The 14160-nt window shown below is 66.8% G+C and carries 8 protein-coding genes and 1 pseudogene; 5 read left to right on the top strand and 4 right to left on the bottom strand.

Going from position 1 to position 14160, the window contains the following annotated elements; all coding sequences use genetic code 11:
* Positions 1-129 precede the first annotated feature (129 nt).
* The 4 genes from ACFU9P_RS29755 to ACFU9P_RS29740 all read left to right on the top strand — a co-directional run bounded on the left by ACFU9P_RS29755 (position 130) and on the right by ACFU9P_RS29740 (position 5234).
* Positions 130-2379, top strand: a complete 2250-nt coding sequence (locus ACFU9P_RS29755; RefSeq protein WP_384086692.1) for an MMPL family transporter — start codon at positions 130-132, stop codon at positions 2377-2379.
* A 103-nt stretch (positions 2380-2482) separates the two neighbouring features.
* Complete coding sequence (locus tag ACFU9P_RS29750; protein ID WP_384086689.1) at positions 2483-3682, top strand: sensor histidine kinase; 1200 nt, start codon at positions 2483-2485, stop codon at positions 3680-3682.
* Complete coding sequence (locus ACFU9P_RS29745) at positions 3679-4359, top strand: response regulator (protein ID WP_384086686.1); 681 nt, start codon at positions 3679-3681, stop codon at positions 4357-4359. Before ACFU9P_RS29750 ends, ACFU9P_RS29745 begins: the two co-directional genes overlap by 4 nt.
* A gap of 356 nt (positions 4360-4715) precedes the next feature.
* A complete protein-coding gene (locus ACFU9P_RS29740) occupies positions 4716-5234 on the top strand; it encodes a hypothetical protein (RefSeq protein ID WP_384086683.1) in 519 nt (172 codons plus the stop codon).
* Here the strand turns inward: ACFU9P_RS29740 and ACFU9P_RS29735 are convergent.
* Positions 5191-5944: pseudogene (locus ACFU9P_RS29735) on the bottom strand (IS5 family transposase). The gene ACFU9P_RS29740 and the pseudogene ACFU9P_RS29735 sit on opposite strands and share 44 nt — an antisense overlap.
* Positions 5945-6313: 369 nt before the next feature.
* On the opposite strand from ACFU9P_RS29735, the gene ACFU9P_RS29730 reads away from it, so the two are divergent.
* A protein-coding gene (locus ACFU9P_RS29730; RefSeq protein ID WP_384086680.1) for an IS5 family transposase occupies positions 6314-7131 on the top strand; the annotation gives its coding sequence in 2 pieces (ribosomal slippage) (positions 6314-6662 and positions 6662-7131; 819 coding nt in all).
* Between the two features lie 79 nt (positions 7132-7210).
* On the opposite strand, the gene ACFU9P_RS29725 is transcribed toward ACFU9P_RS29730, so the two are convergent.
* From ACFU9P_RS29725 to ACFU9P_RS29715, 3 genes are all read right to left on the bottom strand, one after another.
* Entirely contained in the window at positions 7211-7456 is a 246-nt protein-coding gene (locus tag ACFU9P_RS29725) for a hypothetical protein (RefSeq protein WP_384086677.1), read from the bottom strand.
* Between the two features lie 24 nt (positions 7457-7480).
* Positions 7481-13054 (bottom strand): polymorphic toxin-type HINT domain-containing protein, encoded by a 5574-nt coding sequence (locus tag ACFU9P_RS29720; protein WP_384086674.1) that lies wholly within the window; start codon positions 13052-13054, stop codon positions 7481-7483.
* Between the two features lie 548 nt (positions 13055-13602).
* Positions 13603-13959 (bottom strand): hypothetical protein, encoded by a 357-nt coding sequence (locus tag ACFU9P_RS29715; protein WP_384086672.1) that lies wholly within the window; start codon positions 13957-13959, stop codon positions 13603-13605.
* Positions 13960-14160: the final 201 nt, after the last annotated feature.

The raw sequence follows: 14160 nt of genomic DNA, 5'->3' as shown, positions 1-14160 counted from the left end.
GGGTGGCGGCCGTCCGCGCAGGGCCTACTGCGGACGCAGTAGTGAACTGTCGGCAGCCGCACGAAGACGGGAAATGCCTGGCCGGACAGGGTGGAAGGGTCCCCTCGTTTCGGATGTGGAGATCCTTCTGTGGCTGCTTTTCTTGACCAACTGGGCCGATCGGCCTTCCGGCGGCGCTGGCGCGTCCTGGTGCTGTGGGTACTGGCGCTGGTCGCCGCGGGCATGGCGTCGGCGCTGGCGCCGGCCGCTCCTGACGGCTCCTACTCGATGCCGGGGACGGAGTCGCAGCGTGCCTTCGACCTCATCGAGGAGCGCTTTCCCGCAGGTAGCACAGGCAGTGCTGCGTCCGAGGGGGCGAGCGCGAAGCTCGTGTTCGTGGCCCCGGAGGGCCAAAAGCTCACCGACCGGGAGAACCGGTCGGCCGTCGACAGGATCGTGGGCAGGGTCGGCGGTCTCGATCAGGTGATCCGGGCGGCCGACCCGTACGGCGCGGGCGCGGTGAGCGAGGACGGCACTACGGCGTACGCGTCGGTCACCTTCGAGGTGAAGGCGAAGGATGTCGACGACCAGGTCAAGCAGGACCTGGAGCAGGCCGCCGAGGAGGGCCGGGAGGCCGGGCTGACGGTCGAGGTCGGCGGTTCGGTCCTGGCCACCCAGCCATCGGGCGGGGCGACCGAACTGGTCGGCGTCGTGGTGGCGGCCGTCGTCCTGCTGATCACGTTCGCCTCCCTGGCCGCGGCGGGGCTGCCGCTGTTGACCGCGCTGATCGGCGTGGGGATCGGCGCCGCGACGATCATGGCGCTCAGCAGTGCACTGGGCCTGTCCAGTGCCACCAGCACGCTGGCGATGATGCTGGGCTTGGCCGTCGGGATCGACTACGCGATGTTCATCGTCTCCCGCTTCCGGGAGGAGCGGGCCCGAGAGCTCGCGCCACAGGACGCGGCCGGAGTGGCCGTGGGGACGGCCGGGTCGTCGGTGGTGTTCGCGGGTCTGACCGTGGTGATCGGCCTGGCCGGGCTGTCCGTGGTTGGCATCCCCACGCTGACCCAGATGGGGCTGGCGGCGGCCGGCACCGTGGCGCTGTCCGTCCTGGTCGCCGTCACGCTGGTCCCGGCCCTGCTCGGGATCTTCCCGCGCGCCGTCCTGGCGCGCTCGACGCGCCGTTCCGCCCGCCGTGGCGTTCGGAACGCAGTGGCGGACGGGGGCGAGGGGAAGCCGAATCTGGGCAGCCGCTGGGCCCGCCTGGTGGTACGACGGCCGCTGCCGATACTGCTGGTGGCGGTCGCGGCACTGGGCGTGATCGCCCTCCCCGCCGCCCAGCTGGACCTCGGCACGGCGGGTGACGGGGCCAAGCCGACCTCGACCACCGAACGCCGCGCCTACGACGCCCTCGCCGACGGCTTCGGTCCGGGCTTCAACGGCCCGCTGACCGTCGTCGTGGACGCCAAGGACGCGCAGGACCCCAAGGCCGCCGTGGCCGAGAGCGCCCGGGAGATCGGGTCCGTCGACGGGGTCGTGTCCGTGTCACCGGCGCGCTTCAACACCGCGGGCAACACCGCGGTCCTCTCCGTCACTCCCGCCACCGACCCGCAGGACGAGCGGACCAGCACCCTGATCCACACCCTGCGGGACGACCGCCCGGGGATCGAGGAGAGCACCGGCGCCACGTTCATGGTCAGCGGCAGCACCGCCGCGAACATCGACAGCGACCAGAAGGTCCAAGGCGCTCTCGTGCCCTACCTCGCCCTGGTGGTGGGCCTGGCTTTCCTCCTGCTGCTGGTCGTCTTCCGCTCCGTGCTGGTTCCGCTCAAGGCGGCCCTCGGCTTCCTGCTGTCGGTCCTGGCCGCCCTCGGCGCGGTCGTCGCCGTGTTCCAGTGGGGGTGGCTCGCCGGCCTGCTCGGCGTGCACCAGACCGGCCCCATCATGAACACCATGCCGATCGTCATGGTCGGCATCGTCTTCGGCCTCGCCATGGACTACGAGGTCTTTCTCGTCACCCGGATCCGCGAAGCTCACCTCAAGGGCGAACGTCCCGGCCAGGCCATCGTCTCCGGCTTCCGGCACAGCGCCCGGGTGGTCGCCGCTGCGGCCGTCATCATGATCTCGGTGTTCTCCGGCTTCATCGGCGTCAGCGAACCCATGATCAAAATGATCGGGTTCGGACTCGCGAGCGCCGTGCTGTTCGACGCGCTCGTCGTGCGGATGACGATCGTGCCCGCCGTCCTGGCCCTGCTGGGCAAGCACGCCTGGACGATGCCCCGCTGGCTGGAGCGCATCGTGCCCCGCGTCGACGTCGAGGGCCACGCCCTGAACCGCGATGAGGACGCCACACCCGCACGGCACGAGGCCGAGCAGCCGGAACTGCCTGTCCACCAGTGACAACCTGGAGGGGGCCGGCCACCCGGAAACGGGGCGGCCGACCCCCTCCGCGACGTTCCGCCGTCCCGCACGGACCACCAACCCCTTACAGGTGGAAGGCACCATGATCACGACCTGGCAGCGCTACCTGAGCCGTCACCCCCGCGGAGTCGACACCGCGGTGGCGCTGGTGCTGTTCCTCGTGGCCTTTCCCGGAAGCTTCGCCGACGTCGACCACTTGGCCGCCCCCGCCCACCGCTGGCTCGGCGTCCTCCTGGCCGGCATCTCCTGCATCGCCCTGCTCTGGCACCGCTCCCGGCCCAGGACCGTCACCGTCCTCGCCGTCCTGTGCGCGACCGCCATGGCCCTGACCGGCTACGTGATGACGGTCCTGCTGCTCGCCCCGCTGATGGCGGCGCTCTACTCCCTGGCCGCACGCACGGACCGGACGACGGCCCGCAATCTTACGCTCGCGGCCGTCGTCCTGGTCGCCGGAGCCTGCGTCATCGGTGGTCCCGCCGGGGAATCCCTGGCACTCATGGTGATCGGCCCGATCGCCTACCTTCTCCTGCCGGCCGCCCTCGGCTCGACCGCCCGCTTCCGCACCGCCTACCTCGACTCGGTACGCGCCCGCGCCGAACACGCCGAACGCACCCGCGAGGAAGAAGCCCGCCACCGCGTCGCCGAAGAACGTATGCGTATCGCCCGCGAACTCCACGACGTCTCCGCACACCACCTCGCTCTGGCCAACGCCCAAGCCACCACCGCCGCCCTCCTCATCCGCAGCCACCCCGAACAGGCCGAGAAGCTGGTCACCGCCCTCGGCGAGACCACCGGCACCGCCCTGCGCGAGATGAAAGCCACCGTCGGACTCCTGCGCCAGCAGGGCGACACGCTCGACGACCCCCTCCAGCCCGCCCCCGGCATCGCACGGCTCCACGCACTCCTCGACACCCACGCCTCCGCCGGGCTCACCGTCACGCTCACCACCCACGGAGAATCCCGGCCACTGACGCCCGGAGTGGACCTCACCGCCTACCGCATCGTGCAAGAAGCGCTCACCAACATCGCCAAACACGCCCGCACCAACACCGCCGGCGTCACCCTCACCTACACCCACGACCGGCTCACCATCAGCGTCACCGACCACGGGACGGGTACCGGGCCCGCCCCGGGCGAGGGCTACGGTCTCATCGGGATGCGGGAACGCGCCCTGTCCCTGGGCGGAACTCTGCACGCCGGACCCCGCCCGACCGGCGGCTTCGAAGTGACCGCCGAACTTCCCCTGTACCCCAGCCCCTCCCGCGAGGACAGCACCCCATGACCATCCGCGTCCTGCTCGCCGACGACCAGGCCCTGCTACGGGAAACCTTCCGCATCCTCATCAACTCCCGGCCCGACATGGAAGTCGTCGCCGAAGCCGCCGACGGCGACGAGGCCGTCGCACAGGCCCGCAGACACCGCCCCGACATCGTCGTCATGGACATCCGCATGCCGGGCACCGACGGCCTCGACGCAACCAGCGCCATCAGCGCCGACCCCGACCTCGCCGCCACCCACATCCTCATCCTCACCACCTTCGACACCGAAGAACACGTCGCCCGCGCCCTGCACGCCGGAGCCGGCGGCTTCCTAGGCAAGGACGTCGGCGCCGAAGGACTCCTCCACGGCATCCGCACCGTCGTCGCCGGCGAAGCACTGCTCTCCCCCCAAGCGACCCGCAACCTCATCACCCGCTTCCTCGCCGCCCCCCAGCCCGGCACCCACCCCGCAGCCCGAACGAGCCTGGCCACCCTCACCACCCGCGAACGCGAAGCCATGGCACTGGCCGCCGAAGGGCTCACCAACACCGAAATCGCCGGCCAACTCCACCTCAGCCCCCTGACCGTGCGCACCCACATCCACCACGCCATGGCAAAACTCCACGCCCGCGACCGAGCCCAGCTCGTCGTCATCGCCTACCAGACCGGCCTCGTCCACCCCCACCCACCCCGACGCTGAAATGTCGTCCGCCGATCATCCGACGACTGATGGTTGGAACGTCCAATGAACCTGTGCGATAGGGGAGTTGGCGGCAACGCGAACCCGATCAGACCCGATGCCCCTACGGGCCGAGATCCATTTTCGATACACGCCCTAGTAGCGAAACCCTGAACAACTCAGCTACCTGCCCGCACCGCCGATGATGTGGACCCGCCGCTCATCCAGGGCAACCGCCCGGGTCCGGAGCGTCGGATACCGCTGAGAAGCTGTTGTCTTTTCGGACTTGAGGACTGCTTTTTCGCTGGTCAGGCGTAGATCCGGTGGTTCGGTGGGAGTGGTGGCGTGTCGTGTCGTCGCTCCGGTGGAGGTCGTGGATGCCGTCGGTTGTGGGGTTGCTGGAACTGCGCGAGGTCGCCGCCCGCCGTCGCGTGGATGGGCTGAGGGAAGAAGCCGACCGTGTCCAGGCCGAGTTGGCCGTGGCCGAGCGGGAATGGCGGGAATGGGCCATCGCCCGCTCGCGGGTCGGTGAGGTACTGGCCCCCGTGGACGAGCCCGGGCAAAGCCAAGTCCAGGCCGAGGGGACATCGTCAGTGCCGACCGCGGCGAGGTCGAGGTCGCAGGTGCCGGTGTGGCGTGAGGGGCTGGCCTGGTCGGTGCTGTCGGTGGACCATCAGCGCATCCTCACCGCGCTCGGCGACCGGGACCGGCTCCATCAAGGTCCCCTGATTTGCCAGGAGTTGGTCGTGCTGTTCGGCATGGACGCGGTGCCGGCGAAGGTGGAGGCGCTGCGGTCGAAGGCGAAACGTCTGGTCGCGCAGGGCTGGCTGGCCGAGCGACAGCCGGGCCGGTTCACGCTCGCTGCGAGTGTGGCCGGGCGAAGCGGCGGGTCATGAGCAGGGTCATCGACCAGTAGATCATCGCCTCGGCGCTGGTGGTGCGGCGCTCGTCGTCGCGTGCCAGGCGGCGGGTGCGCATCAGGTGGGCGAAGAGACGCTCGACGATCCACCGCTTGGGCAGGACCACGAAGCCGCGCATGTCGTCGCTGCGCTTGACGATCGCGAGAACCAGGGCGAGCACGGTGAGGCAGTGGGCGACGAGGTTGCCGGTGTAGCCGCCGTCGGCCCAGACCAGCTCCAGCCAGTGTTGCACGTCGGCCGGTGTTCGCGGCGGTGACCATCACCCCCGGCAGCAGGCCGAGCGTGTCGACCACAACATGCCGCTTGCGCCCGTTGACCAGTTTGCCGCCGTCGAAGCCACGGCTGTCCGCGCCGACGACGGCGTCCGCCTTGACGGACGGCGAGTCGATCACGCCGGCCGTCGGCCCGGTGTCGCGCCCCTCTCTCTCGCGGATCCTGGCGCGCAGCCGGTCGTGGAACTCCTTGACCAGCAGGTGGTCGCGCCAGCGGCGGAAGAACGCGTAGCCCCGGTCCCACGGCGGGAAGTCGCCGGGCATCGCCCGCCACTTGATGCCGTTGTCGACGAGGTAGCGGATCACGTCGAGTATCGCCCGGTGGCAGTATGCCTCCGGCTGCCCGCCCCTGCCCCGCAGCCAGCCCGGCACCGGCAGCAGCGGCCGGACCACGGCCCACTCCGAGTCCGTCATGTCCGAGGGATACCGCCGAACACGTTTCGAGTGATCGGCCGCGTTTCCGAACCGGTGAGCGACACAATCACACGACGGTGCAGCCGAGTTGAACTTCACCGGCGCGAGCACGTACAACTGCGGCAACAGGGTCTCCTGGATCTCGGTTGGCTTCGCAACCCCGAGCTACCAAGAGGCCCTGCCTTCATGCCCGCAACCGGCGCCAACCACCCGATCGAGACTCCCGTTCGACGCACACCCCTCAAGATCGGAACGACAACAGCTACTGAGTCCGACGGCAACGAATCACCACCCTGCACCGCTCTGATCCGTTGATGTTGCCGTCAACTAAGACGGTGTCCTATGTGGAGATCGCTCGTTGAGTTCGACATGGGGCGGGGTACGTGGAGTTGGATTGTTCCGGACGGATTGTGGGAGATCGCGGAGCCGTTGATCCCTCCGTCGAAGGTGCGGCCGCAGGGCGGCGGGACACAGGACACGCCTGATGAGACGCTGTTCGCCGCGATCGTCTATGTGCTGGTGAGCGGTTGTGCCTGGCGGGCTCTGCCGCCCTGCTTCGGGATCTCGAAGTCGACCGCTCACCGGCGGTTCGTGATCTGGTCCAGGGCCGGGGTGTGGGGGCGGCTGCACGAGGCCGTCATCGACCGTGTCGATGAGTGCGGTCTGCTCGACCTCTCCCGCGTGGTCCTCGACTCCGCCCACGTCCGGGCCAAAAAAGGGGCGAACTCACAGGCCCGAGCCCCGTGGACCGGGGCAAACCGGGTTCGAAGATGCACGTCCTGTCGGATGCGAACGGACTGCCCCTGGTCGTCGGCGTCTCCGCCGCCAACACCCACGACAGCCTCGGCCTGAAGCCCATGGTCGCCGGCCTCCAAACGAGACACGACCCCGAAAACGGCTGGCACTACAAGCCCGGCAAGCTGCACGCGGACAAAGCATACGATGTGCCTGACCTGCGGAAATGGCTCCGCGGTAAACGCATCGGAGTCCGCATCGCCCGCAAAGGCATCGAATCCAGCGAACGATTAGGCCGCCGAAGGTGGGTCATCGAACGCACGATGTCATGGCTGACCGGCTACCGCAGACTCAACCACCGCTACGAACGCCACCCCCGCAACTACCTCGCATTCCTCGGCCTTGCCGCGGCCCTCTGCTGCTACAAACGACTCACCCGACTCACCACATAGGACACCGTCTAAGGCCGTCAGGACACCCAGAAGCCCCGCCAGAACGCACCTGGCGGGGCTTCAGATCTTGCAGCTGGCGTCAGCCTTCTTCGACCAGTACTCGCGCCATTTCGATGAGCTTCGCCATCAAAGCTGCAGGTACATCGCCCACCTGAGGATCAATGCTTAGGCTGGCCTGAGCCCAGGCTCCACCGTCAGGTACGACAACAGCAGCAAATGCTCTCTGGGCCTGAGCACCACCTCGGTAGCGGAATTCAAGCACCCTCTCCCCGACCGTGACGTCACCAAAATCGGTCACTTCGATCTCTGCCGTGCCAAACTTCACTACTCGCACCTCAAGCGCCTCCAATCAGTCCAAGAAACCCGAGAAGCTACCGTCGGGAGTGAATCTGGCCCCCAGGCCGTTAGGTAGCCGGACATCAACAACGTCTTGCCACTGTCCACCGATTCGCCCGCGCCCGCGCGTCTCAACAGAACCGGGATGAGTGAGGAGGTCATCCAGCATATCCTGTCCCGCCGAGTTCCACCCCTCGGGGTTCTGCTTTCCGGCCGGCATAGGCCATCCATTCGGGTTCCCGTTCCTCCCCGCATGCTTCTGAAGAGCCCTCCCTGCCATCGAGTACTGGCCACGGCTATCTGCCGGATCGGGCTTCGCTCCGGACTTCGACGCGAAATCAACATCCAACGTGCAGTTGCTGTTGTGGACGAGTACTGGCGTCTCCCCCGCCAGCACGTAGTACGTGTGGATGTCGTCAACCGTGAGGTTGTAGGTCCTTGCGTGCTCGGTAAAGGGGCGGTTCGCGGTGACGATGACTGTGCTGCCGTCGTCGGTCAGCAGTGTCATCGCCGGTCTGAGGTTGGCGGCTTCGACCCATTTATTTTCTGAGGGGGACCAGAAGGGGTGTTCGTGTGTGGCCGTCAGCTCCTCCGTACTTTCTTCCGTGACGATGGAGAGCGCGTTGAAATGCTTGTCGTCCTCGGTGATGATGAGCCGGGTTACCTGACGAGGTCCTGACTCTCCGGTTTCGGGATCTGTGGCCTGCACCTTTTCGCCGACTTTGATTTCGTCGATGTCCTTGGTGGTTCCGTCGGCCATCAGCACGCCAGTGCCAGCGAGGAAGCACTTGGCGCATTTTGTCGCGGCCTCCCTCGTACCACGTTTGGAAGCTTTCTCGCTGCCACCCTTGAGTAGCTTTTTCACCAGAGAGCGAATCGCACCCACGGAAGAGAAGAGGCCCGCTATTTCTGCGGCTGTGTCGCCGGAATCCCACGCTTTGGTGTCGCTGTTGAGGCCCTTTCTCGTGACGAAGTCATCGTATTGTTTGGTTCCTCCGCTGCAATCTTCGATCCAGCAGTAGGGCGTCACGCTGGTGACTGCTTCTGCGCCCGCGGCTATGTTGTGGCCGATGCCGCCGAGGAAGTCCAGGAAGCCGCCCTGGGCCTGTGGATCTCCCGGTTCAGCGGCGTATCCGAGGTCGACGGGGGCGTTCCATGGCTTGATGCCCAGGGGCGGGCCGAGCCATCCTGAGGTCCCTATCGGGGAGATGCCGATGCGCCGGTTCACGGGGGGTCTGGCTCTTGACCGGCTGACGGCATGGACCACTGCGGTGACCGCTCGGACGACCGCTCGGACGATTTTGACGAGCGAGAGCCAGAACTTTCCGTCGGGGTCTGCGAAGGTGACGGGGTTGTTACTGCTGTAGGCGTAGCCGTTTATCTGCTGTGGGTCTTTGAAGTCGGCGATGGGGTCGACGCTGATAAAGCGGCCGGTGGAGGTGTCGTAGTCCCTGGCGCCCAGGTGTGTGAGGCCGGTGGGGTCCTGGGTTCCGCCGACGAAGCCCTTCTCGCCCGCCCAGGCTGCCGGGTTCTGTCCGCGTTGTTCGCCGAAGGGCTGCGTGTGACGGCGTGTTACTGCTTGCGTCGCGGCATCTATCTGAAGGTTTCCGGTGCCGTTGTGGTCGGCGCTCATCCAGGTGAGTGCCTTGGGTGTGCGCATGGCGACTGTCTGGCCCGCGTGGGAGTAGTAGCGGGTGGCTTCGACTTTGCCGGTGGTTTTGTCGAGGCGCAGTTCGGTTTCGCCGAGGTAGAGGGTTGTGCCGGTGGCGTCGCGCCGGATCAGACGGTTCCCGCCGGCGTCGTTGAGGAATGTCGTTTCCGTGTTGTCGGCCTCAGTGACTTTTGAGAGGTCGTTCTCGGGCCCCCAGTCGAGGGTCTGTGTCTTGGTCCCGGTTGTGCGGCTGGTGGTGTTGCCTGCGTCGTCGTACGTGTAGCTGGTTGCGGGTGAGGAAGCGCTCGGTGGTGTAGTGGAAGTGGATGACAGCAAGTGGGGGCGTGCGGTGGTGCCCTGCTTCAGGTCGTACGTGTACGAGGTGGTGGCCGCTCCGCCAACCGCGAGGTGATTGGTCGCGGTCTTGCGGTTGCCCGCGCTGTCGTAGGTGAACGACTGCCAGTAGGGCGCGATCCCGCCGACGTTGCTGGCGCTGGGCGTGGCGGCGCAGTCGGCGGTGGCCGTCCAAGCGCGGCTCAGGCGTCGGTGGCCGTCGTAGCTGAAGCACTGCCTGTCGCTGGGTGTTGTTGCACGGTCCTCGATCTCGAGGGGGTTGCCGGCGAGGTCGTAGCGGTAGCGGGTGTCCGCGTCACTCGATGCGTTGGTCTCGGAGAGGACGGTCTGGCGGGCCAGCCGCTTGGTGCCGTCCTCGTACGACTTGTTGATCTCGGTCCATTTGGCGGTCGATGAGACACCGAGTGTGGTGCGGATGTGTTCTCCGGCGGGCAGGTAGGCCGTGCTCCGTACGATGCCGGTCAGCCCTTGCAGGGTTTCTGGCATGCGCTGGGCGTTGTAGCCGTAGGTGAGGACCTCCTGGGCCAGCCCTCCCATCGCGGGGATGGTGCGCTTCTGGAGCGTGCCGTCGAGGTTGTAGGCGTTGGTGATGGTGTAGGTACCGCTGCCGGCTAGGGCTCCTTCGCTGGTGCTGACCGTGTACTGCTCTTTCAGGGTGCGGTAGAGCTTGTCGTACGAGGCGTTGGTGGTGGCGTAGACCTTGCCGTTCTTACCTCCGTCATAGCGGATGGCCGAGGTCGGCTGTCCGATGGCGACGGAGTCGTAGGACCAGCGCGTCAGGTACTTGGAGTCATCGATGGCGGGCTGGCCGCCGACGACGGGGATACGGCCGGTGAGCTTTCCGGTCTGACGCCCGATGAGGTCGTAGGTGTAACTGAGCCCGTTGTCCCGGGCGTCCTCGGTGTACGAGACCTGATCAAGGTTGTTGTACTCGGTGGTGGACGACCCGGAGTCGGGATCACTCGTGAGGGTCTTACGGCCGAGAAAGTCGTACTCGGCACTCCACGTGTTGCCGTCGCTGTCCTTGACCTGTGTCAACTGGTCGGCGCGGCCGTAGGAGTAGGTCAGTCTGGTGTAGTCACCACTCGCCTTGTTGCCGTCGTATTCACGCTTCTCCGCGAGCCGGCCGCGGCCGTCCGCCTCTTCCCGTACCGCTGAGGCCCCGGCTGGGGGCTCCACGATGGTGGCTTGGCCTTCGTAGCGTGTGGTGGTGCGGGAGAACTCCTTGCCCAGCGCGAGGATGATTTCCGCGGTGGGCCGGCCGGCGCCGTCGTAGGTGGTCCGTGAGCCTGCCGGGGACGCGGTCAGGAGCGTGGCCAGGTTGCCGGAGGGAGCGGTCGTGTCGATGTGGTCACTGGCTGTTTCGACCGCGAGTCCTCGGGTGTCGTACTTGGTCTCCGAGATGACGCGGCCGCCGCCGACCGCTGCGGGCGCCTGCGTCTGGCGGGGGCGGAGCAGTGCGTCGTAGAGGGTGTAGGAAGTGTTGTAGGTGGTGCCGTCGTTGTTGAGGGATTTAGTGGCGACCCAGGACGCGCTGTCGCGCTGGACTTTGTACTCGAACTTGTTGCTCGGTGTCGGCGATCCGGCTCGATCGGCGAGCCAGACGTCGGTGAGCCGGCCGAGTGCGTCGTAGGCCATCTCGGTGCGGTTGGTGTTCGGGTCGATGCTGGCCTTGTTAACACCCCAGTCGGGGATGATCTCCGTAGTGACGGAGTGGCCCAGTGCGTTGGTCTCCTTCGTCCTGGCGAGCGGCCCTCCTGCGGCGGGGGTGTACTCGGAGTGGCTCGTGCGGGTGCCGTTGGTGTCCCACTCATCGGTGACGCGGCCCAGCGAGTCGAACGCCGCTGTCGACACGGTCTGCAACTGAGCGGTGGAGCCGGTGTATCCGGTGACACGCTGGGTGGCTGTGGCGTCGCCCTTGGCTGGGGCCGCGCCCCATGCCTTTCCGTCGTAGGAGGTCCGGGTGTCGGACACGACGTCCGTCGTCCGGGGGTCACCGGTGCGGTTCGGGGTGGCGGCGCAGGCGACGGATACCTTCTCGACGCGCTTGACGTAGGTCAGCATCCAGGCGTCGTTGTTCTCGGCGTACTCGGTGCGGGTGCAGTCCTTCTGGCCTCCGCTCTCGGTTTCCACGGTCAGGGGCTGGCCGCTGACCGTGTCGTAGGTGGTGCTCGTTGTCGACGTGAGCTCCCCGCCTGCGGGGATCGGGGTCCGCAGGACCTCTTTCGCCGTGCCGGTCATGTAGGCGTTGACGGTGCCGTACGAGTGTGTGGCTGTGGCGGTGGTCCGGGACCAGGGAGTGGTGATCGTCCCGGAGACCACTTCATTCGTGCTGCCGTTGTAGGTGATCACCTCGCGAGCCTGTCCGGCGAACTGCTCCGCGTCCGTCACCGCAGTGCCCTTGGAGTCGGTAACCGTCTCCTCACGGGGGGTGTCGTCGGACTGCTTGTCGCCGTCCATGCCACGGTAGAAGAGACTGACACTCCTGGTGGGGGTCCCCGCAGCTTCGCCCGTGGTGGTGGTGACTTTCTGGTAGCCGCGCCAGATGCCCCAGGTACGGTACTTGGCCTGGGTGATCGGGGACTGGTCGTCGTATGCCCAGGCGCCGCCGCCGTGGTAGGTGTAGTCGGTTTGTTTCAGTGGTGCCCCGCCGGTCGGGTCGGATTCGCTGACCTGGGTGACGAGGTACTTGTGAAACCAGTCGGTACGCGGGTTGGGGTTCTCGCCGGGGGTGGGGTTGGACGGCGGGATCCACTTGACCGGGTAACAGCGCTTGGTGTTCTTGTCGAGTGCGGCAGGGATGTTGGTCCCGACAATGCACTCCGGAGCGGAGTAGTTGACGGTCAGTACGGATCCGGTCTCGGAAGTGACCTTGCGTACACGCCATTTGATGAACGGGGCGACGTCGTCGCCGATCTTGTCGACCCGGTTGTCCAACTGGACGCCCTCGAAAGTGACGGGCGGCAGGCTGATGGCCGATCCGGATTTCCCGGTGTGCTGAATGGATTCGAGCCAGAGACCCGCGTTGGAACCATCACCGGGATCCGGGAAGGTCTGCTTCAGAGACCAAGAATTGACGTCGCGGTAGTCGGTATCCGCGCCCGTGCCGGTGCCCTTGTAGACCTGAGTGGTGATGGCAGCGAGACGTTTACGGGAGAAGAATGACGGTGTGGGCTGATCGGTGCAGGGGCTGTCTTTCTTGCAGATCTGGTCGAACGGCACGTCTGGCCAGGCATTGCGGTTTGCCGTGGTCAGCGAACCGCAAGTCTCTCCCCCGCTGACAGGCAGGCAGCGCTCCTTGACATCGAACTGCACGCGGGCCGCGGCCGGCTGCGTGGTAGAGAAGATCGTGTCGGTGCGCTGCCCGTAGTCGATCCGCTTGAGGTAGCCGCCGCGTGCGTACTCTGTACCGTTCCCGGTTGCCCCGTTCTTGGCGTAGTAATTGAGTTCCTTCTCGTACCAGTACGTCATCACGTTGCCGTGCGGGTCCACGACGTAGTCGAGATTCCAGCGCCACGCCTGGGTCTTGGCCCTGCCGGAGAAACTGGTGCCGTCGTCATGCGGCTGCTCGCGCTGATCCACACCAGTACATCGATCTCGCCGCTGTCCCAGGCGGTGCGGGCATAGTCGGCAGCCAACTGGGTTTTACCTACCCCTCCGGTCCCGGTCAGCACCTGGCTGAGCACCGCAGTACCCCCACTGTCAGCTGCTGCCCGCAACTGGTCAACCTCGGAGCGGTGTTGGAAGGAAAAGGCGCGGGGTGGGATCGCGCCGACTTGGTGGGGCCAGGCGGCGGGTGTGCGCGGGGTCGTCTGCTGTACCAGGGTGAAGCTGCCGATCGCCTGATACCCAGTGTTGGCCAGGCCGCCTCCGCTGGCGATGGCGGCCCCCGTATCACCCACGTGTACCGGGCGGGCGGGCTCTTGGTCCGGTCCGGTGTAGCCGGATACCGTCGTGGCACCGTCGCGGGCGGTGGCATCACCGGTGTCCGCTGCGGCCACCGACGGCCCAGGAGTTGCGCCTATGGTCTTGGGACCAGCGCTCGGGTCACCGTCCTGATCGGGGCGGCGTTTAGCCCATCTCACCATCGGATGCAGATCCTCCCGCATACTGTGGCCGTCCCGGCCCGGTCAGCTAAAGTCGACGCCCGTGCTTGCGCTGCTGCCGGGCCCGTCTGCGGTGGCGTCCCCGGTTCGCTCGGCTCGGACGGGTCCGCTCCCGGTACCTTGCGGGCGCCGCACGCCGGTAGTCGCACGGCCTCCACCGGTGGCCTTGGCCGTGCCGGTGTCGACCGTCGCCACCCCCGGCTGCGGGTTGGCTGACGACTGCATCAGTGCCCACGCCAGAGCGGCGACACCAGTAGCGCCCTGGACAGAGGCGGCAACCAGTTGGCCGGTATCGGGGTTGTTCAGCAGCCAGAAGAACGGAGTCGACACCGTCAACACGCCCGCCATCACCATGACCGTGATCTTCCTGCGTCTCGACATACTCTTTCACTCCCCCCGGTAACGGACGAACACCACCCTCAGCAGTATGGGATGAACTCACCAGCGCCTTCTTCGTTCTGACACAGCAGCAGATATCAGGCGGCAGCGACAGTGCCCTTCGAGTCGCGTATTGCATGGTCAACCGAGCTGAGACGAGAACAGACGTTTCGAGTGGCTCACCACGGTCAGCGTTTGACGCGG

The organism is Streptomyces sp. NPDC057617, from assembly GCF_042800555.1.
Taxonomy (GTDB): Bacteria; Actinomycetota; Actinomycetes; order Streptomycetales; family Streptomycetaceae; genus Streptomyces.
Note: the sequence above shows the minus strand (reverse complement) of the source record. Positions and strands in the feature narration are given on the sequence as shown.

Bases quoted from the DNA above. Each gene is read 5' to 3' on its own strand.
- ACFU9P_RS29740 (WP_384086683.1), top strand. From the start codon at position 4,716: ATGCCGTCGGTTGTGGGGTTGCTGGAACTGCGCGAGGTCGCCGCCCGC.
- ACFU9P_RS29745 (WP_384086686.1), top strand. From the start codon at position 3,679: ATGACCATCCGCGTCCTGCTCGCCGACGACCAGGCCCTGCTACGGGAA.
- ACFU9P_RS29750 (WP_384086689.1), top strand. From the start codon at position 2,483: ATGATCACGACCTGGCAGCGCTACCTGAGCCGTCACCCCCGCGGAGTC.
- ACFU9P_RS29715 (WP_384086672.1), bottom strand. From the start codon at position 13,959: ATGTCGAGACGCAGGAAGATCACGGTCATGGTGATGGCGGGCGTGTTG.